The organism is Martinezella lusitana (genome assembly GCF_900094565.1).
In the GTDB taxonomy this organism is placed as follows: Bacteria; Pseudomonadota; Alphaproteobacteria; order Rhizobiales; family Rhizobiaceae; genus Rhizobium; species Rhizobium lusitanum.
Window position 1 is genome coordinate 64,984 of the sequence record NZ_FMAF01000025.1, and the last position, 20,900, is coordinate 85,883.

The following is a 20,900-nucleotide window of genomic DNA, read 5'->3' on the forward strand; positions in this document are numbered from 1 at the left end:
ATGAGCGAACCCAAACTCAAGATCGAGGGCCTCAACAAGTGGTACGGTGGTAGGAAAAGCACCGTCCATGCCCTTAGCGATATCGACCTGGAACTCGCCGACAACGAGTTCGTCTCGTTGGTCGGTGCTTCCGGCTGCGGCAAAAGTACTCTGCTGTCGATCGTCGCCGGACTTCAGGGCTTCGATAATGGCGTTCTTCTGACGGATGGTGCGCCGATCGTCGGCCCCGGGCTCGATCGCGGCGTTGTCTTCCAATCCTACACGTTGCTGCCGTGGCTAACCGCACAGCAGAATGTCGAATTCGCCCTGCAGGCGGCCGGGCTGCCGAAAGCCGAGTGCCGGGATGTCGCCCGTCATCACATCGAACTTGTAAAACTCACCAAATTCGCTGATGCATTCCCCTCGCAACTCTCGGGCGGCATGAAGCAGCGCGTCGCCATTGCGCGTGCCCTTTCTTACCGCCCGAAAATGCTATTGATGGATGAGCCGTTCGGCGCGCTGGACGCTCTGACTCGTCACCAGATGCAGGAACTGCTGACCCAGATCTGGGAAGAGCATCGGCTAACGGTTCTCTTTGTCACCCATGACGTCGAAGAAGCCGTCTATCTATCCGACCGTATCGTGGCAATGAGCATCAATCCAGGACGCATTAACGCGACCTTCCACGTCGGGCTTTCCCGTCCGCGAAACCAGGACATGATTTCCACGTCGGAATTCGTTGCCCTTCAAAAGCAGGTTCTTGCCGCGATCCGCGCCGGATCGCAAACTGAGTTGGAGCATTGATTCAGCCAATGCGAGGCGGCTGAATCAGCTCTGCATTTGATCTCAATTCAAAGGAAAAGCGATGTTCGAAACCCTCACTGCCGCCCCGCCGGACAAAATTCTCAGCCTCTCGATTCTCTACAAGAACGACGAGCGGCCGACGAAAATGGATCTCGGTGTCGGCGTCTACAAGGATTCCCAGGGTGCGACCGTCATCATGCGGGCCGTGCGTCACGCCGAGAAGCGCCTTTATAAAAGCCAGACGACCAAGACCTATGTCGGCATGGCGGGCGATGAAGGTTTCAACAAGGCCATGTTGAAGCTGGTCTTTGGCGAGAAGGCCGATCTCTCGCGCATGTTCGCGTGCCAGACAGCGGGCGGCTCGGGCGCACTCCGCACGATCGCCGACCTGCTCGCAAAGGCTCGACCTGACGCCATCGTCTGGCTCTCCGACCCGACCTGGGTGAATCATGTTCCGATCCTGAAGGCTGCAGGCTTCAAAACCGCGACCTATCCCTATTTCGATCCAGCCAGCGGCACGGTGAAGACCGATGCCATGCTGGCGGGATTGAAGCAGGCGAAGGCCGGCGACATCATCCTCCTGCACGGCTGCTGCCACAACCCGACCGGCGCCAATCTGACGATCGAGCAGTGGGGTCCGGTCGTAGATCTTCTCATCGAACGCGACCTTTTCCCCTTCATCGATCTTGCCTATCAAGGCTTCGGCGACGGTCTGGAGGAAGACGCCGCCGCCGTTCGCCTGCTCGCAAGCAGGGTGCCGGAAATGGCTGTCGCCACCTCCTGCTCGAAAAACTTTTCGGTCTACCGCGACCGCGTCGGCGCCGTCATCCTGATGGGCAAGGACACCGAAAGCGTAAAGATCGCCGGCAGCCAGGCGCTAGCGACCACTCGCGTGCTGTATTCCATGCCGCCGGATCATGCCGCCGCCGCCGTCCGTATTGTCCTCGAGGACGATGAACTGCGCGCCGACTGGAAGTCCGAACTCGAAGCCATGCGACTCCGTATGCTCAATCTGCGCAAGGGCTTTGCCGAAGCACTCCGTCGCCAGTCCAACTCCTCGCGTTTCGACTTCATCGCCGACCACCGGGGTATGTTCTCGCGCCTCGGCCTCACCGAAGCGCAGGTCGATCGCCTGCGAGACGAGTTCGGGATTTATATGGTCAGCGATTCTCGCTTCAACGTCGCAGGCCTCAGAGAGGATAGGCTCGACGACCTCGCCAGGGCCGTGGTTGCCGTGCTCTGAGTTAATTTGAAGCAAATGACAGGCCGGAGCGGGCAAATTGCGCGTCTCTGTGTATCGCGGCACAGATCCATCGCATAAGCCTGAGCTCAGGGATCGGGTTGATCGATCAATCGTTGGGCAGTGAACTTGTCCGTCACCAGCATGTCGATCACCCCAACCCGTAACGCGCCAGCAATGGCAGCAGCCTTCTTAGCGCCTCCGGCGAGCGCTATGACGCGGCCAACCTTTTTAAGATCCTCAAGCGGAAGTCCGATCACCCGCTCGTCCAAGGGGGTCTTCACCGGCCGGCCATTTGCATCGAAGAAACGCAATGAGATATCACCGACGGCCCCTGCCTCGGCAAGATCGGCGAGTTCGCGCGAGGAAAAGATGTTGCCGGATCGCGCCAGCAACTCGGACGGTTCAACTGCACCGATGCCGACGATCGCAAGCGTAATGCTGCCGAAAAGGTCCATGGTCTCGCGAACAAAGGGATCGGCGAGCATCAAAAGCTTGGCCTCACGCGAACTCGTTAATCCTTGAACTGGAAGCAGCTTCGGCTCGGCACCGGTCAATCGCGCAAGTCTCGTCGTCAACTGCGTTGCATGGGTCTGGACGGACGGATCACCCATTCCCCCTAGCGTTTGAACAACGTATTTGACCTGGGCACTTTTCTGCGGATGGATGTTTTCGACCATCTTGAAGATCGTCTGGCTCCAGCTCGACACGCCGATGATCTCGCCTGGTGCGAGCGTGACTTCGAGTAAATGGGCGGCGGCTTCGCCGATCCGGGCCATGATGGCCGCATCGCGGTCTTCGGTACATTCGACGACCACGGCTTCAGGCAGGCCGTATTTCTCTCGAAGCACGCTTTCGAGCTCGCTATAGGTTCCTGCAGGCGGGATGACGCTCGTTCGAACGATGTCTTCCGCCTCGGCACGTTTCAGCATTCGCGAAACGGTTGCCTGTGACAGACGAAGGTGATCGGCGATCTCTGCCTGCCGCCGCTTCTCAATGTGATACATCTGAGCGACTCTCGAGATCAGGCGGAGTTCGTGCAAGCGGGCCATATCGGTTCCAGTGTGAATTTTTATTCACATTTAACTGGTGTGGACCGCAACGTCGAGCGCGACAATGCATCATTCCACGTATTCAGCAATGCCGATCGGTCGGTGGCTTCCGGCGAGATGATGTGCGTGCTCCGAGGCAAGTCGGAAATGACGCCGAGATCACGCCACATACCAATGGAAAGGCCGGCAAGATAGGCGGCGCCGAGAGCCGATGCCTCGGGGGCTTCGCATTGGATGACGGCATGCTCGACAAGATTGGACACGCACTGCATCAAAAAACGGTTCTGGCTCGGCCCGCCGTCGACATAGAGGGCTCCAAGTTCGCCGCCACTTTGTGCCCGCATCGCTGCGATCACGTCATGTACCTGTAAGGCGATGGAATCGGTCACGGAACGAGCCATCTGCGCGCGCGTGGTGCTGAAGTTGATGTGCGAAAACAGGGCGCGCGCGTCGGAATTCCAATATGGCGCGCCAAGGCCAACGAAAGCCGGCACGAAGCCAGGTCCACCAGCCTCTGCGGTTGCCGCGAGTTCGACAAGCGCGCCGACATCCGCAAGACCCAGGATGTTCGCCATCCACGGCAGGCTCGCGGCCGACACCAGTATATTGCCTTCGAATGCATAGGTCGGCCGGCCGCCAAGGCGCCAGGCGATCGTCGTGGTGATGCCATTGCGCGGCGCTATGAATGCCGGAAGCGTGGTCATGACCGAGGAGCCCGTTCCAAACGTGATCTTGCCGTCGCCTGGCGTAAAGGCACCATGGCCAAACAGGGCCGCATGACTGTCGCCGATCGCAGAACGTATTGGGGTTCCATCGGGTACCCCTGCAAATCCAAGGGTGGTGCCGAAATCCGCCGAACTGTCCAGAACCTCCGGCAAGAACGACGTATCGACGCCGAAAATCGCGCCCAGTTCGTCGCTCCAGGTTTGTGTCTTCAGGTCGAACAACTGGCTTCGCGCAGCGTTGGAGGCGTCGCAAACATGTCGACGCCCGCCGGTCATGCAGTGGATGAGCCAACTGTCGATCGTACCCAGCCGTACCCTGCGGCCGCTCTCCAGGCGATCCAGCAGCCAACGGAATTTCGGACCCGGAAACATCGGGTCAAGTGGAAGGCCGGTCAGGGCTTGGACGCGATCAAAGTGCCCTTCGGTGATGAGGCGTTCGCAATCAGTTGCCGTGCGCCTGCACTGCCAGCTTAAAACTGGCCCGAGGGCTTCTCCGATGTCCGCATCCCAGGCGGTCACCGACTCGCGCTGATTGGAGATTGCCACTGCCTCGATGGAAATGCCTGGCATCGTTTCCAGGCAGGCATTGACGGCCTCGCAAACGGAAGCAAAGAGCCTGTTCGGATCCTGTTCGACCCAGCCGGGCTTTGGATAGGAAATACCCACCGCTGCGGAGCCTCGGGCCACGACATCCCCGCCTTCAGACACCAGAACCGCCTTGGAGTTGGTGGTGCCCTGGTCGATGGCCAGAATTGCTCGCATCGTCATCTCCTCGAAACGAACGGCTGGGGCGGATACGCGCCCCGGCTCATGAAGCTGCTATCAGATTATTTCCGTTTGATCAGTGCCTGCGCGGCGTCGGCGATCGCCGTTGGAGACATACCGAACTCGTCGAGAAGGAATTCGGCGGAACCGGTCGGGGCAAAAATGCCTGGAACGCCCAATCTCTTCATTGGCACAGGCGCGTAGTCAACCACGACTTCCGCAACCGCAGAGCCCAGCCCGCCAAAGATCGAATGCTCTTCCGCCGTCACAATCGCGCCGGTTTCCCTGGCCGCAGCAATGATTGCCGCTTCGTCGATCGGTCGGACGGTCGCAAGATTGAGCACCCGCGCGTCGATACCGCGCTCGTTCAGAATCTCCGCCGCTTTGACGATACGGTGGGTCAATGTGCCGTTTGCGATGAGCGTGACGTCGGAGCCCTCGCGCAAAACGTTGGCCCTGCCCAGTTCGAATATGTGACCCTCAGGCAAGAGGTCGGGTACGCCCACACGCGACAAGCGCAGGAAGCATGGCCCGCTATAGGTCGCGGCCCACTCGACGGCGGCGGCAGTCTCGATCCGGTCACAGGGCGCAATCACCGGGAGGTTCGGCAGAACCCGCGTCCACGCGAAATCCTCGATCGAATGATGGGTTGGGCCAAGTTCGCCATAGGCCATTCCCGACGAAATGCCGACAAGCTTCACATTGGCGTTCGAGTAGGAGATATCGGCCTTGATCTGTTCGAGCGAGCGGCCGGTCAGAAACGGCGCTGCAGCGCAGACATAGGGCAATCGGCCGCCATTGGCGAGGCCTGCGGCCACCCCGACCATATTCTGTTCGGCGATGCCAACATTGACAAGGCGACCGGGAAACTTCGACTTGAAGCCGCTAAGCTTTGACGAACCAACGGAGTCATTGCAAACGGCGACGATGGTTTCGTCCTGCGTGGCAAGCCGCTCGAGGGCGGCTGCGAAAGCATCGCGGCAGTCGTGCAACCTAGGTGTATTTACGGGCCCGTTCATCAAAGTGCCTCCGACAGTTCTGCCAATGCGATTTCGTATTGCTCCTTGTTCGGAACCTTGTGATGCCAATCGACGGTATCCTGCATGAAGGAGATGCCATGCCCCTTGTTGGTGTGGGCGACGATGCAGTGTGGATGGTCGCCGCGGCTTTCAAGCGCCGGAACGATCTCATGCATGTTGTTGCCGTCGATTTCCGTGACGCGCCATCCGAAGGCTTCGAGCTTCGGCCGAAGCGGGGCAACGTCGTTGGTGTCCGATAGCGCAGCCCCCTGCTGAAATCGGTTATGGTCGATGACCAGCGTAAGATTGTCCAGACGGAACTGGTGTGCTGCCATAATGGCTTCCCAATTCGACCCTTCCTGCATTTCGCCGTCGCCAGTGATCACATAGGTATGATAGCCGGCTCCTGACAATTTCGCCGCTTTCGCCATCCCGACAGCCACGGGAAGACCGTGCCCAAGAGGGCCGGTATTGGTCTCCACACCAGGGACCTTGTTGCAGTTGGGATGACCGTTCAGCCGGGAGTGCGGCTGTAAGAAGGTATGGATCTCATCCTCCGGGATGAATCCTCGCTTGGCCAGTGTGACATAGAGCGCGCAGGCGGTGTGCCCCTTCGAAAGCACGAAACGGTCGCGATCGGGATTTTTCGGCTGGTCCGGCCAGATACGCAAAACGCGAAAGTAGAGCGCGGTCAAAAGGTCGATGACCGACATCTCACCACCGATATGGCCGGCGCCCGCTTCGTACACAGCCTGAAGGTCGCGCAGACGTATCTGGCGGGCGATCCGTTCAAGGTCCGATGGCTCCATCACTGTCTCCTGCATAATTATTCACACAGTTATATTTTTGCACACAAAGCGTATTAGTCAAGCCCTCCACACCCCAGTCCAACGCAGCTGATGCTCCACAGACCGGTTGACAGCGCCTCACTGGCTTGTTAATGCATTTTCCGGCACGTGTGAATATTTATTCTATAGTGAAGGAATATTGGCCAACGGCCTTATTTCCAGGGAGGAACGATGGTGGCGATCGACGTCAATGAACAGAGCCGTCCGTCCGGGACATGGCTTCGCAAGCTCGCTGGCGCCACTGGCCCGCTCGTTGGACTGCTTGCCTTGTGTGTTTTCCTGAGCGTCAGCACCGATGCCTTTCTGTCGCTTCGCAACGGCCTCAACATTCTCGATCAGATCACCGTCCTCGGGATCATGGCGGTCGGCATGACCTTCGTCATCCTGATCGGGGGTATTGATCTGTCAGTCGGTTCGGTGCTTGCCCTGTCCACCATGGTCATGGGTTGGACGGCAAACGTCGCGGGACTGCCGCTGCCTCTCGGAGTTGCTTTCGCGCTCATAGCGTCGGCTGCAAGCGGGCTGATCGTGGGGCTTCTCGTGACCATGTTTAGGGTGCCCGCCTTCATCGCGACACTTGCCATGATGTCGGCGGCACGCGGCGTGGCGAACATGATCACCGACGGACAGCAGATCGTTGGCTTTCCCGACTGGTTCACGATGCTCGCCATCGATCGTCATTTCGGCGTTCTGACGGCAACCGTGTTCCTCATGCTCGCGGTCGTCCTTGCGGCCTGGGTATTTCTACACTTCCGATCCGAGGGACGCATGCTTTACGCAGTTGGCGGCAATCCGGAAGTTGCCCGTCTTGCCGGCATCAAGGTGAAGATTGTGACGATCGGGGTCTACATCGCCAGTGCGGTTCTTGCAGGCCTTGCCGGCATTGTGTTGGCCGCCCGTCTCGATTCCGTTCAGCCGTCGAGCGGCCTCGGCTATGAGTTGGATACGATTGCCGCCGTCGTCATTGGCGGCACGTCGCTTTCAGGCGGATCTGGCGGGATCGGCGGCACGCTCATCGGCGTCCTGATCATCGGCGTGCTTCGCAACGGCCTCAATCTGCTCAACGTCTCGCCTTTTCTTCAGCAGGTCATCATCGGAGTTGTCATCGTGCTCGCCGTCGGCGCCGAGACCATTCGCAGGCGACGAGCGGCCTGAGACTTTCCCGGCCGCGCGCGGCCGGACTTTAAAGAATTCCTCTCCGAAAGGTTTGGAGCGGATCTCATGACCCAAGGGGGAGGACTTACCCATGGGTGATCAACAAAGGAGGAACTAAAATGAATCTTGCGCGCACTCTGCTCGCTTCGGCTGCTCTCGTCGGCCTAAGCCTTTCATCGGCGCATGCCGCAGAGGTCAAGAAAATTGGTCTGGCCGTTGCAAACCTTCAGGCGAACTTCTTCAATCAGATCAAGCAGTCCGTCGAGGACGAGGCCAAGAAGCGCGGCATCCAGGTCGTGACCGTCGATGCCAAGGGCGATGGCCCGACCCAAGTCAACCAGATCCAGGATCTGCTGACCCAGAAGATCGATGCGCTGATTTATATCCCGGCGGGTGCTGCGGCTGCGAGCGTTCCGGTCAAACTCGCCAAGAACGCCGGCGTTCCCGTCGTCAACGTCGACCGCAATGCCGAGGGCGCACCGGGCGATACCTTCCTCGCCACGGATTCAGTGTCGTCGGCAAAGGCGGTTTGCGACTACATCCTCAAGGCTGCCGGCGGCAAAGGCAAGATGGTTATCATTCACGGCCAGAAAGGCACCACGCCGGAAGTAGACCGCAGCAAGGGATGCGCTGAAGCTCTGAAGGCCTATCCGGATGTGAAGATCGTTGCTGAGCAGTATTCCAACATCTGGGCTCAGGACGAGGGGTTCCAGATCATGCAGAACATGCTGCAGGCAAACCCGGATGTGTCGATCGTGTTTGCCCAGGCCGACGCGCTGGCGCTGGGTGCGGCCCAGGCTATCAAGGTCGGAAATCCTTCGCAGAAGATCGTAGTTGGCGGTTTTGACGGAGATACGGCAGCCCTTGAAGCCCTCGGCAAGGGCGTATTTGACGTGACGGCGACCCAGCAGACGCAGAAGATGGGCCGCGATGCGGTCGCCAATGCGATCAAGCTTGCCTCAGGCGAAAAAGTGCCCCCTGTCCAGTTGCTCGATGCGACGTTGACGACCAAGGACAATGTGGCCGGTTTCATCGCCAACCATCCTTGATGCCATCCAAGACTTGCGGAGGTGTGCTGTGACTGATCCGGTTCTGTCCTTGAAGGGCATTTCGAAGCGCTATGGACCGCTCCAGGTTCTGAAAAATGTCAGCCTGGATGTCCATGCGGGCGAAGTGCTGGCCCTTCTCGGCGAGAACGGGGCTGGAAAGTCGACGCTTTCAGGCATTATTGCCGGATCACGCACACCTTCCGAAGGTACAATGACGTGGCTGGGGCAGCCCTATGCCCCAGCCACTCCAAGAGAGGCGATCGACAAGGGCGTGGTGCTCATCCATCAGGAGCTTCAACTCCTGCCTCACCTTTCCATCGCGGAAAACGTCTTTATCGGGCGCTGGCCCATGAAAAACGGCGTCGTCGATCGCGCCCAGATGGTTCGGCGCGCTCAAGAGCAGCTCGCTCGGCTCAATCTACACATACCGGCGACGCGAAAAGTCGCAGGTCTGTCGACCGCAAATCAGCAGTTGATCGAGATTGCCAAGGCCTTGGCGCTGGATGCTAAGCTTCTTATCCTTGACGAGCCGACCGCGGCCCTTGGCGGGGCCGAGACGGAAGCGCTGTTTGAACAGGTAAGAAAGCTCCGATCCGAGGGCGTCGGGATCATCTATATTTCCCATCGCATGGAAGAGATCAAAAAGATCACCGACCGCATCGTCGTTCTTCGCGACGGAGAGCGGGTCCAGGAGTTCGCCGATAGCGCAACACCTGTGCGCACGATCGTCGAGAGTATGGTCGGACGCTCGCTCGAGCGCATGTTTCCGGCCCTCCCAGAGCCGACCGATCGTCCGGTTCTTCAGGTTTCGGGCCTGACCTCACCCGACGATTCCTTCCGTGACGTGACGTTTGGCGTGCGGGCCGGAGAAATCCTTGGCATTGCCGGGCTGGTTGGGGCCGGGCGCACGGAACTTGTCCGTGCCATTTCCGGCGCCGATCCGATCAGCGCCGGCTCGATCCGGCTGGACGGCGAGGAACTGAAGCTTCGTAATCCTGCTGACGCGATCGCTCATGGGATCGTCATGGTGCCAGAAGATCGCAAGGAACAGGGCCTGGTCGTCGGCCATCGCATCAGCGAGAACATCATCTACGCCAATCTCGACAAGCTTGGCGGCCGCTGGATCACATCGCGCGTCAAACGCGCCTTTGCGGAGAAGGCCGTGGCGAAGTTCGGGGTCAAAGGCCGTGCTGAGCAATATGCGTCCGACCTGTCGGGCGGCAACCAGCAGAAAGTCGTGATCGCGAAGTGGTTGATGCGCGACCCCAAGGTTGTTGTGCTTGACGAACCGACGCGAGGCATCGACGTCGGCGCCCGCGCAGGCATCTACGATATCATCGTCAATCTCGCTCGCCAGGGCGTTGCGGTCATCGTCGTCAGCTCCGACCTTGAGGAAGTTTTGGGGGTCTCGAACCGGATCCTGGTTCTGTCCCAAGGCAATCAGACAGGCATACTCGACCGTGACCAGGCAAATGACGTCTCGGTCATGGAATTGGCAACAATTTAAGGAACCACAGAAAGGAAGAGCGATGCCGGACATCACTCTTAACGCCCCGAAACTGTTCGACCTCCGTGGCCGGATCGCCATTGTCACGGGCGCTGGCAGTGGAATTGGGCAACGGATCGCCATCGGTCTTGCGCAATGCGGCGCGGACGTTGCCCTGCTTGACCGGAGAACCGACGACGGCTTGGCGCAGACGGCCAAGCATATACGCGATGCCGGTCGCCGCGCGATCGAGATCGCCGCGGATGTTACAACCAAGTCTTCGCTGGCTGACGCTGTTGCGCAAACCGAGAGTGAGCTCGGTTCCTTGACCCTAGCGGTCAACGCCGCCGGTATTGCGAACGCCAAACCAGCGGAAGAGATGGAGGAAGACCAGTATCAGACCTTGATGGATATCAACCTGAAGGGCATCTTCCTGTCGTGCCAGGCAGAGGCACGAGCCATGCTGAAGAATGGTGGCGGTTCGATCGTCAATATCGCGTCCATGTCGGGCGTCATCGTCAACCGCGGTCTGAGCCAGGTGCATTATAACGCCTCCAAGGCGGGCGTGATCCACATGTCCAAGTCATTGGCGATGGAATGGGTTGACCGCGGCATCCGCGTCAACACGATCTCGCCGGGCTACACCGCAACGCCGATGAACACGCGCCCGGAGATGGTCCATCAGACCAAGCTCTTCGAAGAGCAGACGCCAATGCAACGCATGGCCAATGTCGACGAGATGGTTGGCCCCGCGGTCTTCCTGCTATCGAACGCCGCCAGCTTCGTCACGGGCGTCGATTTGCTCGTCGACGGCGGCTTTTGCTGCTGGTGAACCCATGCGCAAGCTGATTGCAGGCAACTGGAAAATGAACGGTCTCGCATCCTCCCTGACTGAGATCGAGGCGCTGAGGGGACTAACGGGCAACACGGCGTGCGATATCGTTGTGTGCCCGCCCCTCACGCTTGTTGAAAAAGCGTTTGAGCGCGCCAAGGGCTCGACGATCGCCATCGGCGCGCAGGATTGCCATGCGCAGGCGTCCGGTGCCCATACCGGAGACGTTTCTGCCTTCATGCTTGCCGAGGTGGGCGCTCGCTTCGTGATCTTGGGTCATTCCGAACGTCGCTCGACCTATCGTGAGACCGATGCAACGGTGGCGGCCAAGGCCGCAATGGCCCATGTGGCAGGATTGACCAGCATTATCTGCGTCGGCGAGACACGCGAGGATCGTGACGCGGGCAAGGCTATCGATGTTGTTTGCGCCCAGATCGAAGGCTCTGTTCCCCACGGCGCAAACAGTGCCAACACGGCCATCGCCTACGAACCGGTCTGGGCGATCGGGACCGGCGTTGTTCCGACCGTCGAGCAGATCGAAGAGGTCCATTCCTTCATTCGGCACATGCTCGAAGAACGTCTGGGAGAGGACGGGCGTCGTGTCAGGATCGTCTACGGAGGGTCTGTGAAGGCATCGAACGCGTCGGCAATTTTTGCAGTTCAAAACGTCGATGGTGCCTTGGTGGGAGGTGCCTCGCTCAACGCTGCGGAGTTTGCCGGGATCATATCCGTCGCCAATTGACGTCCGAATAAACGACAGACGTGGGGTCGCCTAGGATCGGCACCCGGCTTGGCTTATGCCGCGAAAGGAAGAGAAAATGCAACGCTTTCAAAACAAGACGGTCGTCATCACCGGAGCCAGCCGCGGTATAGGTGCTGCGATCGCCAAACGTTTCGCCAAGGAGGGTGCAAATCTCGTCGTCTCGGCTAACGAAGACCTGGTGCACTCTGTCGCCGAACAGATCCAGCAAAACGGCGGCAAGGCGATTTCCTTCGTCGGCGACGTGACAGACAAGACAAGCGTCAAGGCACTCTACGACGCGGCCGAGGCAGCGTTTGGTGGCATCGATGTCTCCATCCAGAACGCCGGCGTCATTACCATTGCCAGGATCGAGGATATGACCGAGGACGAATGGGACAAGGTCATGGCCGTCAACACCAAGGGCGTGTTCTTGTGCGCGCAGGAGGCAATTTCACGAATGCGCAAGCATGCTCGGGGCGGACGTATCATCAACACGGCGTCCGGTCAGGCGCGCGACGGGTTCATTTTTACGCCCCACTATGCGGCGTCGAAGATGGGCGTTGTCGGGATTACGCAAAGCCTGGCAAAGGAAGTTGCCGCCGAAAAGATCACCGTCAATGCGTTCTGCCCGGGCATCATCGAAACCGACATGTGGGCCTACAACGACCAAGCTTGGGGAAAGCTGCTCGGAAATTACGCGCCCGGCGAACTCATGAAGGAATGGGTGAACGGAATTCCGATGAAACGCGCTGGATCTGGCGAAGATGTAGCCGGGCTTGTCACCTTCCTTGCGAGCGACGACGCGGCCTACATTACCGGTCAGACGATCAACGTCGACGGCGGATTGATCATGTCCTGACGAATTGGAAACAGTCTGTTCAATAGGAGAAGTGCCCCAAATGGCTCCGGCGTCAAAGCACCCCTTGCCGGACGGGGTCCCCATCGCCTATGTTGGTAACGTTCTCAGGGCGGGGTGAAATTCCCCACCGGCGGTATTGGGCGAAAGCCCGGAGCCCGCGAGCGCCTTTCGCCGCAAGACGGAAGGGTCAGCAGATCCGGTGAGATGCCGGAGCCGACGGTATAGTCCGGATGGAAGAGAGCAATGCTGCAAACGCCACCTGTCCGTGGCGGGTCGCATGCTTGTTCGCCCAAGGGAAACGGTGGCTTCGAAAGAGGTCATGATGCTGCCACGGCAGCTAACCCTTGAAAGGCAAGACACATGGCAATAGCCAAAATCGAAGATGCAGTCGCAGCCATTTCGCGCGGCGAGATCGTGATCGTCGTTGATGATCGGGACCGAGAAAACGAAGGCGATCTCGTGATTGCTTCGGACGCAGTCACCCCCGCAGCGATCACGTTCATGATGAACCATGCCCGTGGGCTGATCTGCGTTCCCATGCAGGGCGAGAGGCTCGACGAGCTCGACATCCCGCTGATGGTTCCGCGCAACACGGAAGTTCTCAAAACCGCTTTCACGGTGTCCGTGGACTATATCCCCGAAACAACGACGGGGATCTCGGCGGCAGACCGGGCTGCGACCGTTCGCGCTCTTATCACGCCAGGAACTCAACCTGACGATTTTGCCCGGCCGGGGCACATCTTCCCTCTGCGCGCCCATCCTCTTGGCGTGCTCGGACGTCCCGGACACACAGAGGCCGCGGTCGATCTGGCAAGACTCGCCGGGCGGGCGCCGTCGGGCGTCATCTGCGAAGTGGCAAACGACGACGGGACGATGGCCCGCCTGCCGGACCTTGAACGCTTTGGAGAGCGCCATGGTCTGCTTGTGGTCACGATCGAGGACCTGAAGTCCTATCTGAGCCACAAGCAGCGCGATCTGCTCGACTCGGAACGGTCCGTCGCTTGATGGTCGCACGGCCCCGGCCCCTATTCCTTGGCTATAGACGGCGGCTTGCGCTGCCGTCTATGCTTGTGAGCATCGAGACCTGCCACGGCAATGGACGCGGACTGTCTGCACGGCATGCTCGCCACCAATCCCGAACACTGAACGCGGATATGCAGGCATTCATCCAAAGCTAGTTGGTGCATCCAGAGGACAGGGTCCCGGCGTGCGACCCTGCCCCGCAGACAACCCTCACCAAGACCCTGGCTCGAACTTAGTACCAAGCTCGTCAAGAATCCTTTAAATCGAAGACTGCCTTTCAACGTCGCTGCTTTGCCGCAGTTCCTTGATCAAGTCCACGAAGCGGCGCAGCTTCGCCGGGATATTGCGCCTACCAGGATAGTAGAGACATAGCCCCGGATACGGCGGGGTCCAATCGAAGAGGACCTGCTCCAGCCTTCCGGCAGCGAAGTCGTCTGCGACCTGCCATTCGTTCAGATAGGCGAGCCCGGCTCCGTCGCGGACCGCCCGGAGCATCAGGTCGCTGTCATCGAGCGTGAGCCTGCCCGGAACGTCGAGCGCGAAGCTCTCTCCCCGACGCTCGAACTCCCAGCGGTAGATCGCGCCGCTTGCCATTCGGGCGCGGATGCACATGTGGTTCTGGAGATCTGCCGGGACCTGCGGCCTCCCATGACGCTGAAGATATTCGACCGAACCGACGATGGCTGGGCGGACGGTGTCGCCGATCGGGACAACGACCATATCAGGGGGAACGGCTTCCCGAATCCTGATCCCGGCGTCGAAGCCCTTGGCGTTGACGTCGACTAGCGCGCCCTCGGTGACGATTTCTACCGACATTTGCGGGTTCCGGCGCATGTATTCCAGGATTAGCGGCGTCAGGATCATCCGGGTCGCACCCACTGATGTGTTGATGCGCAGGGTGCCCGTCGCTTCTGCGCGGTGCTCGTCGACGTGCTCGACGGCGCTACGGATCGCCTCCAGCGCTGGACCGACACTTGCCACAAACTGTTCGCCTGCTGCTGAAAGGACGACGCTGCGTGTGGAGCGATTGAACAGTCTGACCCCCATGCGGGTCTCCAGAGCGGCGATCTGCTGGCTAAGCGACGACGACGAGATTCCTAGCTCGCGAGCCGCAGCTCGAAACCCACCGTGGGAGGAGACGGCGAGAACCGCCTCTAGTTCGGCAAGAGAGCCACGCATCATTGTCCGCAATTCCCTATCAGGCTGAGCATATATGACCAACTTATCAGGACAATCCCGAAATGCCAGATATACCGTAGCAATCCAAAGGAGTTCGACATGCGCGACATCGACACAATCTACATCGACGGCCAGTTCGTCACCCCGAAGGGCACCGGGACGGCCGATCTCTACAATCCTTCCACGGAAGAACGAATTGGAACGGTGCGGCTAGGCGGCGTCGAGGACGCGCGCGACGCCGTCGCTGCGGCGAAACGGGCCTTTCCTGCGTTCTCGCGAACGACGAAAGGCGAGCGCATCGACATGCTGAAGCGGTTGAACGCCGCCGTCGCTGCGCGCGTCTCTGACCTCACCGAAGCGATGTCACTCGAATACGGCGCTCCGCAGACCTTTACGCGTTTCGCTATTTCCCATGCTGCTTCGAGCTTTCTCACCATGGCGAGCGTTCTGGAGGAATACGAATTCGAGCGCAGGATGGGTCGAGCGCGGGTGGTCATGCAGCCGATCGGCGTAGCCGCAGCCATCACCCCGTGGAATAGCAACATCGGCTTCATCACCTCGAAGCTCACGACGGCCATCGCTGCCGGCTCGACCATTGTCATCAAACCGAGCGAGATGAGCGCAGTACAGACGCAGGCCCTGACAGAGTGCCTGCATGAAGCGGGCTTGCCCAAGGGCGTGTTCAACATTGTCAACGGGCTCGGCAATGTCGTCGGCGCGGAACTCAGCGGGCATCCGGACATCGCGAAGGTGACCTTCACGGGTTCAACCGCGGTCGGCAGGGAAATCCTGCGAAGCGCGGCCGACACCTTCAAGCGCGTCACGCTGGAGCTTGGCGGCAAGGGTCCGAACATCATTCTCGACGATGCCGATCTGGAGGTGGCCATCCCCGCCGTCTTAAGGATGGGCTTCATAAACAGCGGCCAGGCCTGCATCGCTGGCACCCGCATTCTGGTACCGAACCATCGGCTCGACGAGATTCTGGCCAGGTTGCAGCAGGAGGTCGAGACGTTCAAGGTCGGCGCCCCCGATGATCCGGACGCAATGATCGGTCCGATGGTCAGCCGGAAACAGTACGATCGCGTCCAGTCCTACATCGAACTAGGGATGCAGGAGGGCGCCAATCTCCTGACGGGCGGTCTCGGACGTCCGGCCGGACTGGATCGCGGCTGGTTCACGAAGCCGACCATATTCACCAACGTCGACAACCAGATGCGTATCGCGCGAGAAGAGATATTTGGTCCGGTCCTGTCGGTCATTGCCTACCGCGACGAGGACGAGGCCGTCTCCATCGCAAACGACACCCCGTACGGGCTTCAGGCCTATCTTCATGGCACCGACGTCACACGCATGCAGGCGCTTGCGGATCGACTGGATTGCGGCCGCGTGGTCGTTAACGGGGCGCCCCATGAGCCGCTCGCTCCATTTGGCGGGTTCAAACAGTCGGGGATCGGTCGCGAGTATGGCGTGTTCGGACTGGAGGCGTTCCTGGAACCGAAAGCCGTCATCTTGTGACGATCGATACGTGAGGCAGCGTCTGAAGTGTGCGGCTTACGGATTCTGCAATCGAACGAGGACTTTTCCAACAGCCTTGCCGGTCTCCCGGAACTCGTGTGGTTCGGCCACTGCGTCGATGGCAAATGTCTTCGAGATCTTTGGGGCATGTGTCCCGGAGGCGGCGCAGGCCGAGACCTCCACGGCCGCCTGCCGCATCGCTGCCTCTGGCATAGTGTAGACGTAGACGAAACCGGACGAGAAGCCTCCCAGCAGCGCCGGGAAGAACGGGATCGTGAGAGGCCTGCGGCGATTCCGTCGAATAGGCCGAGACGACTCCGTCGCGGGCGAGATAGGCCATCGCCACGTCGATGTTCGCGGAGATGTCAACGTCCACGACGCGATCTACTCCGCGGCCACCCGCCGCCGATCTCACCGTTCAGGAGACATCCTCCTCGTGCCTGTTGATGACCAGATCGGCCCCGGCCGCTCGCGCGACATCCGCCTGCTCGTCGCGGCTCACCGTCGCCGCCACCCACGCCCCCGCCCATTTCGCAGGAAGGATCGCCGCATTGCCCGCGACGCCCCTTCCACCCTGTACGAGGATTCGCTTGCCGCGAACGCCGCCGTCGGCGAACAGGCATCGGTGCGCGGTCATCGCCGGAACTCTGAGGGACGCCCGACCTCGAAGGACACGTTGTCGGCCAGCCTGACGGACTGCACGGAGGGCAAGACGACGAATTCCGCCGCGGTACCGAACGCCCTCCCCGTCCTGATGCGGGATAATCCACGAGAACGGCATTGCCTTGGCGCCGAAACCTCTTCTGGTCTCGATGTCGGAAGGATTGATGCCGGAGGCGACGACCCTCACCCGGACCTCCCCGGCTCCTGGCTGCGGATCGGGCGGCGCAGATCAGCCATGGAAGCCAAACGCCAGCGTGGAAGGCCCGCCTCGTTCGCGACAATCAAAAGCTCCGTCCCGTTTGTCGCGGAGCGGCAATCAGAAACCGATGAGACGCTTGCCAGCGACAATCAACATCCGACCGCGACTTAAGAATCTCATCTAGATTGTCGCTAGCGTCTCATCCTGATCGCCGCGCCATACGCCAACCGCGATCATCGAGGTTAGGATGGCCCAGAGCATCTCTGCCAATGTCAACGTCGCTCCGGAAAGAATGCTGCAGGTCGAACTCCTCCGCAGCCGGCAGGGCGACTCGTCTTCCTGCCCCAGCACAGCATCCGAAATGGGAAATTCGCCGTCCAGGGTCACGGCGCGGCTAGTAAAAAATTAGCGAAACGCCAAAATCTGCTTTCAACCTGTCGGGGCGATTGGGCGTCGCACGTCCTTCGCCGGTGCAGAGGACCAAGGAGACGACCGTGCGCGCAGATGTATTGTTGAAGGGAAGAGGACTTGTCGAATGTCCCCGTTGGCATCGAGGCGAGCTCTGGTTTGCCGATTGGACCAGTGGCGAGATACGGGTCCTTGAAGACGGGAACCAATCGCGGCTCGTGATTCCGGCGAAAGCTCCACCATTGTCATTCGATTTTGGCCCAGAGAACGACCTTTTCGTGATCCAGTCCGGTTCTTCATCACTCATGCGTTATGATGGCATGGGCTTGAAGGAATTCGCCGCACTGGGGTCGGGCGCGTGGAACGAAATCCTCGTCGACGCTGCAGGCAGGATCTATGTCAATGGGCCAGCGATTACGCTGGTCCTCCCTGATGGCAGCGTTGAAAAGCAGGCCGAGGGCTTTCAGTTCCCGAATGGCATGGCATTATCTGCTGATGGCCGCACTCTGGTCTGCGCGGAAAGCTGGGCCAAGCACCTGACTGCTTTCGATGTGGCCGCTGACGGCCGCCTTTCCAACCGGAGGATCTGGTCAGAGCTTCCCGGCCCGCCAGACGGAATATGTTTCGACCGCCAGGGAGCCATCTGGTATGCCGATGTCCCCAATGCCTATTGCCGCCGGGTACGAGAAGGCGGCGAAATGCTTGATGAGGTCAAGGTAGATCGCGGCGCATTCGCCTGCATGCTCGGCGGCGAGGATCGATCCACCCTCTTCGTCACCACCGCACAATGGTTCGGCATGGACAAGATGAGTCAAATGGCCGGCACAGGTCAAATCGTTTCCGTCGAAGTGAACGTTGCCGGAGCCGGCTGGCCGTTCAATTGAACGCTCACATTGCGGAGGTCCGCGTTGGTGAACAATAGCGGGACGAAAACCAAGTCCGCCAGTTCACTGGATCACCTTCGATCGACAGTGGTGCGACGCCTCCGCTCTATTGAGCGTGAGTTTGATCGCCTTGCAGGGGAACAACGTGCCAAACCTCAGCCGCACACAGACAATCTCCGTATCGGGTGGGTCGATATACACCACCATTGCCGGGAGCGGCCCGCCGGTTCTATTGCTGCATGGATTCCCAGAGACCAATCTTATGTGGCGCGGCGTCGCTCCTCTGCTTGCCTCCGAGTTCACTGTCATCTGTTCCGACCTACGTGGATACGGTGCCAGCGCTTGTCCCTCGTCGACTCCAGATCACCTGCCCTATTCAAAACGAGCGATGGCCGCCGAGATGGTCGAGGTTATGGCAAAGCTCGGCTTTTGCGAGTTCATGATCGCCGGTCATGATCGCGGCGGTCGTGTCGCTCACCGGATGGCGCTCGATTATCCTGCTACAATTACAAAGCTTGCGGTTCTAGATATCGTCCCTACCCGGGCCGTCTGGGATCGCGCCGCTGAGGTCTCTACTGATAGCTGATGACGTAGAGCCTGAAGACTATTGACCTTGCATGAAGGCCTGGATTTCCTCGGGCGTCACTTTGCCATCCTTGTTGGCATCAATCAGGTCGAAGATCCGCTTATGGATTGCCGTTACTTCATCAAATGAAAGTGCGCCGTCACCGTTGGTATCCGCAATGGCGAACATGATCTTCATCATATGTCCGCGCATTTTCCCCATGGGCATTCCCTCAGCTATTCCGCACGGCGCAGCACTTCGATCCATCATATCTGCGTTCTCCATTTCATCGGGCATCATCGCCGATCTTCCCCATCGGTCCTGATCCGGAGCTTTGGACTGTGCTGTAGCGACGCCAATGCCCCCAACAGTTAGGAAGGCGGCCAGCGCGATTATGGTGGGCAGTTTGGGCTGTGACATTGGATGCCTCCTGTCGTTTAGACCCGAATAATGGCCTGCTTGCGAGTATCCGCCTTGATGTAGGTCAAATCCTTTTGCGGGAATTTCTGTCTTTGATTGCGCGGTAGGAAAAACTGCTGACCAAGGTCAACTCGTCGCGGCCCCTTGATCAAGCCGTGCATCCATTTTTCTTCACGCCACCCGTCGCTAGGTAGTGTTGACCAGGTCGGCGACAGTGATTTGCCAACGAGGTCCCATCCGACTTCTCTCGGAAGTCAGCGCCAAGAACCTATATCGGAGCCAAAGCCATGACTTACACTCTAGACAAGACCCTATCCGGGAGCTCGTTTGATGTCGCAGTCGAAAGGACGAAAGCAGCGCTTGCGCGCAAAGACTTCGGCATCCTGACGGAGATTGACGTCAAGGCGACGATGAAGAAGAAGCTTAATGCTGACATTGACGACTACCTCATTCTGGGCGCCTGCAATCCGGGCATGGCCTTCGAAGCGATAAATATGGAGCCAAAAGTCGGCGCAATGCTTCCCTGCAATGTGATCGTCAGATCCCTTGGCGGCGGCGATATAATGATCAGCGCTATCGATCCGGTTGCCTCCATGCGAGCAATCGAAAACGCCGCACTAAAGCAGGTGGCAGGGAATGTTCGGGCGAAGCTTGAGCAAGTTATAGCGAGTATCTGACATCGGTGATATCCTATGGATCAGCAATTTCCACGCGTTGGAGCCCGACATCCTGCACGCCTCGCCTCGATTGGTCTATCGATCGACCTACCCTTGTTTGACGGCCAGTTCGGACTTGGCGGCGTATCCGATTTTCATTTCACGGTAATTCATCGAAATCGTGGAGAGCCCTTGCGGCGCTTTGCCTATCCGTATGGCCGTGGTTCCCTGCGAGCATATAAGTGGGCCGAAAGGGCATAAAGCTTAACAAACTGGGTATCTCGCCCTTTTTTTGAGGAGTCGACCATGAGTGAACAGAAAACCAATGGATATTCCAACCTTCAGATCGCATTGCACTGGACAGTCGCGGCACTGATTTTCTTCCAGCTCCTGTTTGGAGAGAGTATGACGACGATCGTCGACGCAGGCGAAGAAGGAACCACTGCCTCGCCGAGCAATCTCACGCTCAGTGTCGCCCATTATTGGGTCGGCATAGCAATCCTCTGTCTTGTGGCCATTAGGCTCATCCTGCGTATCGTCCAGGGCGCGCCAGAGTCCGCCAGCGACACAACGTGGATGACGTACGCTGCAAAGGCGTCACATTGGCTTTTTTACATCCTCCTTGTCGCAGTCCCGGCCACGGGTCTGCTGGCAATTTATGTCTCAGATGAGTTCGGCGATATTCATAAGCTCGCCAAGCCCGCCTTTATCGCTCTAATTGCACTTCATGCCGTAGCCGCGCTGTTTCATCAGTTCGTTCTCAAAGATGGAACGTTGAAGCGCATGCTGCTGCCGGCGAAGTAGTATCCTCCGAACATCCGCGCTAAGCACGA

Annotated in this window: 20 protein-coding genes, 1 pseudogene and 1 riboswitch; of the genes and pseudogenes, 15 read left to right on the plus strand and 6 right to left on the minus strand. The window is 59.2% G+C overall.

What is annotated here, in order from left to right; genetic code table 11:
- Complete coding sequence (locus GA0061101_RS30170; RefSeq protein ID WP_037199472.1) at nt 1–783, plus strand: ABC transporter ATP-binding protein; 783 nt, start codon at nt 1–3, stop codon at nt 781–783.
- Nucleotides 784–844: 61 nt separating this feature from the next.
- Nucleotides 845–2,026 carry an amino acid aminotransferase gene (locus GA0061101_RS30175; RefSeq protein WP_037199473.1) on the plus strand — a complete coding sequence of 394 codons (1,182 nt, stop codon included), beginning with the start codon at nt 845–847 and terminating at the stop codon, nt 2,024–2,026.
- 86 nt (nt 2,027–2,112) lie between these two features.
- Here the strand turns inward: GA0061101_RS30175 and GA0061101_RS30180 are convergent, their stop codons facing one another.
- The 4 genes from GA0061101_RS30180 to GA0061101_RS30195 form a co-directional block, all read right to left on the minus strand.
- Entirely contained in the window at nt 2,113–3,075 is a 963-nt protein-coding gene (locus GA0061101_RS30180; protein WP_037199474.1) for a sugar-binding transcriptional regulator, read from the minus strand.
- Nucleotides 3,076–3,095: 20 nt separating this feature from the next.
- Nucleotides 3,096–4,562 carry an FGGY family carbohydrate kinase gene (locus tag GA0061101_RS30185; protein WP_037199475.1) on the minus strand — a complete coding sequence of 489 codons (1,467 nt, stop codon included), beginning with the start codon at nt 4,560–4,562 and terminating at the stop codon, nt 3,096–3,098.
- Nucleotides 4,563–4,627: 65 nt separating this feature from the next.
- On the minus strand, nt 4,628–5,584 hold the full coding sequence (locus tag GA0061101_RS30190; RefSeq protein ID WP_037199477.1) for a transketolase family protein: 957 nt from the start codon (nt 5,582–5,584) through the stop codon (nt 4,628–4,630).
- Complete coding sequence (locus GA0061101_RS30195; protein WP_037199479.1) at nt 5,584–6,393, minus strand: transketolase; 810 nt, start codon at nt 6,391–6,393, stop codon at nt 5,584–5,586. The genes GA0061101_RS30190 and GA0061101_RS30195 overlap by 1 nt, the downstream gene beginning before the upstream one ends.
- 210 nt (nt 6,394–6,603) lie before the next feature.
- On the opposite strand from GA0061101_RS30195, the gene GA0061101_RS30200 reads away from it, so the two are divergent.
- The 7 genes from GA0061101_RS30200 (at nt 6,604) to ribB (ending at nt 13,560) form a co-directional block, all read left to right on the plus strand.
- Nucleotides 6,604–7,587 carry an ABC transporter permease gene (locus tag GA0061101_RS30200; RefSeq protein WP_037199480.1) on the plus strand — a complete coding sequence of 328 codons (984 nt, stop codon included), beginning with the start codon at nt 6,604–6,606 and terminating at the stop codon, nt 7,585–7,587.
- 119 nt (nt 7,588–7,706) lie between these two features.
- A complete protein-coding gene (locus tag GA0061101_RS30205; RefSeq protein ID WP_037199481.1) occupies nt 7,707–8,636 on the plus strand; it encodes a sugar ABC transporter substrate-binding protein in 930 nt (309 codons plus the stop codon).
- Nucleotides 8,637–8,664: 28 nt separating this feature from the next.
- Nucleotides 8,665–10,143, plus strand: a complete 1,479-nt coding sequence (locus GA0061101_RS30210) for a sugar ABC transporter ATP-binding protein (RefSeq protein WP_037199482.1) — start codon at nt 8,665–8,667, stop codon at nt 10,141–10,143.
- Between the two features lie 22 nt (nt 10,144–10,165).
- The gene (locus GA0061101_RS30215) at nt 10,166–10,954 is read left to right on the plus strand and encodes an SDR family oxidoreductase (protein ID WP_037199483.1); all 789 of its coding nucleotides are present in this window, start codon (nt 10,166–10,168) and stop codon (nt 10,952–10,954) included.
- A gap of 4 nt (nt 10,955–10,958) precedes the next feature.
- Nucleotides 10,959–11,696 carry a triose-phosphate isomerase gene (tpiA, locus tag GA0061101_RS30220; protein ID WP_037199485.1) on the plus strand — a complete coding sequence of 246 codons (738 nt, stop codon included), beginning with the start codon at nt 10,959–10,961 and terminating at the stop codon, nt 11,694–11,696.
- Between the two features lie 76 nt (nt 11,697–11,772).
- Nucleotides 11,773–12,555, plus strand: coding sequence for a glucose 1-dehydrogenase (locus GA0061101_RS30225; RefSeq protein ID WP_037199487.1), 783 nt, complete (start codon nt 11,773–11,775; stop codon nt 12,553–12,555).
- Nucleotides 12,556–12,651: 96 nt separating this feature from the next.
- A riboswitch (FMN riboswitch) is annotated at nt 12,652–12,801 on the plus strand.
- 114 nt (nt 12,802–12,915) lie between these two features.
- Nucleotides 12,916–13,560 carry a 3,4-dihydroxy-2-butanone-4-phosphate synthase gene (gene ribB, locus GA0061101_RS30230; protein WP_037199489.1) on the plus strand — a complete coding sequence of 215 codons (645 nt, stop codon included), beginning with the start codon at nt 12,916–12,918 and terminating at the stop codon, nt 13,558–13,560.
- A 276-nt stretch (nt 13,561–13,836) separates the two neighbouring features.
- Here the strand turns inward: ribB and GA0061101_RS30235 are convergent, their stop codons facing one another.
- Nucleotides 13,837–14,757, minus strand: coding sequence for a LysR family transcriptional regulator (locus GA0061101_RS30235; protein ID WP_197070368.1), 921 nt, complete (start codon nt 14,755–14,757; stop codon nt 13,837–13,839).
- 99 nt (nt 14,758–14,856) lie between these two features.
- On the opposite strand from GA0061101_RS30235, the gene GA0061101_RS30240 reads away from it, so the two are divergent.
- The 4 genes and pseudogenes from GA0061101_RS30240 to GA0061101_RS30260 form a co-directional block, all read left to right on the plus strand.
- Nucleotides 14,857–16,272 carry an aldehyde dehydrogenase family protein gene (locus GA0061101_RS30240; RefSeq protein ID WP_037199492.1) on the plus strand — a complete coding sequence of 472 codons (1,416 nt, stop codon included), beginning with the start codon at nt 14,857–14,859 and terminating at the stop codon, nt 16,270–16,272.
- Between the two features lie 436 nt (nt 16,273–16,708).
- A complete protein-coding gene (locus GA0061101_RS39585; protein ID WP_156143676.1) occupies nt 16,709–17,305 on the plus strand; it encodes a hypothetical protein in 597 nt (198 codons plus the stop codon).
- A gap of 323 nt (nt 17,306–17,628) precedes the next feature.
- On the plus strand, nt 17,629–18,426 hold the full coding sequence (locus tag GA0061101_RS30255) for an SMP-30/gluconolactonase/LRE family protein (protein ID WP_037199539.1): 798 nt from the start codon (nt 17,629–17,631) through the stop codon (nt 18,424–18,426).
- A gap of 172 nt (nt 18,427–18,598) precedes the next feature.
- Nucleotides 18,599–18,988: pseudogene (locus GA0061101_RS30260) on the plus strand (alpha/beta fold hydrolase); the annotation flags it as partial.
- Between the two features lie 42 nt (nt 18,989–19,030).
- Here GA0061101_RS30260 and GA0061101_RS30265 read toward each other — a convergent pair.
- A complete protein-coding gene (locus GA0061101_RS30265) occupies nt 19,031–19,411 on the minus strand; it encodes an EF-hand domain-containing protein (RefSeq protein ID WP_037199500.1) in 381 nt (126 codons plus the stop codon).
- Between the two features lie 287 nt (nt 19,412–19,698).
- Between GA0061101_RS30265 and GA0061101_RS30270 the strand changes: the two genes are divergently transcribed.
- Together GA0061101_RS30270 and GA0061101_RS30275 are read left to right on the plus strand one after the other, a co-directional pair.
- The gene (locus GA0061101_RS30270) at nt 19,699–20,088 is read left to right on the plus strand and encodes a DUF302 domain-containing protein (RefSeq protein ID WP_037199501.1); all 390 of its coding nucleotides are present in this window, start codon (nt 19,699–19,701) and stop codon (nt 20,086–20,088) included.
- A 285-nt stretch (nt 20,089–20,373) separates the two neighbouring features.
- The gene (locus tag GA0061101_RS30275) at nt 20,374–20,871 is read left to right on the plus strand and encodes a cytochrome b (RefSeq protein WP_037199502.1); all 498 of its coding nucleotides are present in this window, start codon (nt 20,374–20,376) and stop codon (nt 20,869–20,871) included.
- Nucleotides 20,872–20,900 lie beyond the last annotated feature (29 nt).

What these genes read in the sequence shown, in the direction of transcription:
- GA0061101_RS30205 (WP_037199481.1), top strand. Translation starts at nt 7,707, where the DNA reads ATGAATCTTGCGCGCACTCTGCTCGCTTCGGCTGCTCTCGTCGGCCTA.
- GA0061101_RS30240 (WP_037199492.1), top strand. Translation starts at nt 14,857, where the DNA reads ATGCGCGACATCGACACAATCTACATCGACGGCCAGTTCGTCACCCCG.
- GA0061101_RS30200 (WP_037199480.1), top strand. Translation starts at nt 6,604, where the DNA reads ATGGTGGCGATCGACGTCAATGAACAGAGCCGTCCGTCCGGGACATGG.
- GA0061101_RS30215 (WP_037199483.1), top strand. Translation starts at nt 10,166, where the DNA reads ATGCCGGACATCACTCTTAACGCCCCGAAACTGTTCGACCTCCGTGGC.
- GA0061101_RS30225 (WP_037199487.1), top strand. Translation starts at nt 11,773, where the DNA reads ATGCAACGCTTTCAAAACAAGACGGTCGTCATCACCGGAGCCAGCCGC.
- GA0061101_RS30195 (WP_037199479.1), bottom strand. Translation starts at nt 6,393, where the DNA reads ATGGAGCCATCGGACCTTGAACGGATCGCCCGCCAGATACGTCTGCGC.
- GA0061101_RS30265 (WP_037199500.1), bottom strand. Translation starts at nt 19,411, where the DNA reads ATGTCACAGCCCAAACTGCCCACCATAATCGCGCTGGCCGCCTTCCTA.
- ribB (WP_037199489.1), top strand. Translation starts at nt 12,916, where the DNA reads ATGGCAATAGCCAAAATCGAAGATGCAGTCGCAGCCATTTCGCGCGGC.
- GA0061101_RS30270 (WP_037199501.1), top strand. Translation starts at nt 19,699, where the DNA reads ATGACTTACACTCTAGACAAGACCCTATCCGGGAGCTCGTTTGATGTC.
- GA0061101_RS30235 (WP_197070368.1), bottom strand. Translation starts at nt 14,757, where the DNA reads ATGCGTGGCTCTCTTGCCGAACTAGAGGCGGTTCTCGCCGTCTCCTCC.
- GA0061101_RS30190 (WP_037199477.1), bottom strand. Translation starts at nt 5,584, where the DNA reads ATGAACGGGCCCGTAAATACACCTAGGTTGCACGACTGCCGCGATGCT.
- GA0061101_RS30275 (WP_037199502.1), top strand. Translation starts at nt 20,374, where the DNA reads ATGAGTGAACAGAAAACCAATGGATATTCCAACCTTCAGATCGCATTG.
- tpiA (WP_037199485.1), top strand. Translation starts at nt 10,959, where the DNA reads ATGCGCAAGCTGATTGCAGGCAACTGGAAAATGAACGGTCTCGCATCC.
- GA0061101_RS30180 (WP_037199474.1), bottom strand. Translation starts at nt 3,075, where the DNA reads ATGGCCCGCTTGCACGAACTCCGCCTGATCTCGAGAGTCGCTCAGATG.
- GA0061101_RS30175 (WP_037199473.1), top strand. Translation starts at nt 845, where the DNA reads ATGTTCGAAACCCTCACTGCCGCCCCGCCGGACAAAATTCTCAGCCTC.
- GA0061101_RS30170 (WP_037199472.1), top strand. Translation starts at nt 1, where the DNA reads ATGAGCGAACCCAAACTCAAGATCGAGGGCCTCAACAAGTGGTACGGT.
- GA0061101_RS30185 (WP_037199475.1), bottom strand. Translation starts at nt 4,562, where the DNA reads ATGCGAGCAATTCTGGCCATCGACCAGGGCACCACCAACTCCAAGGCG.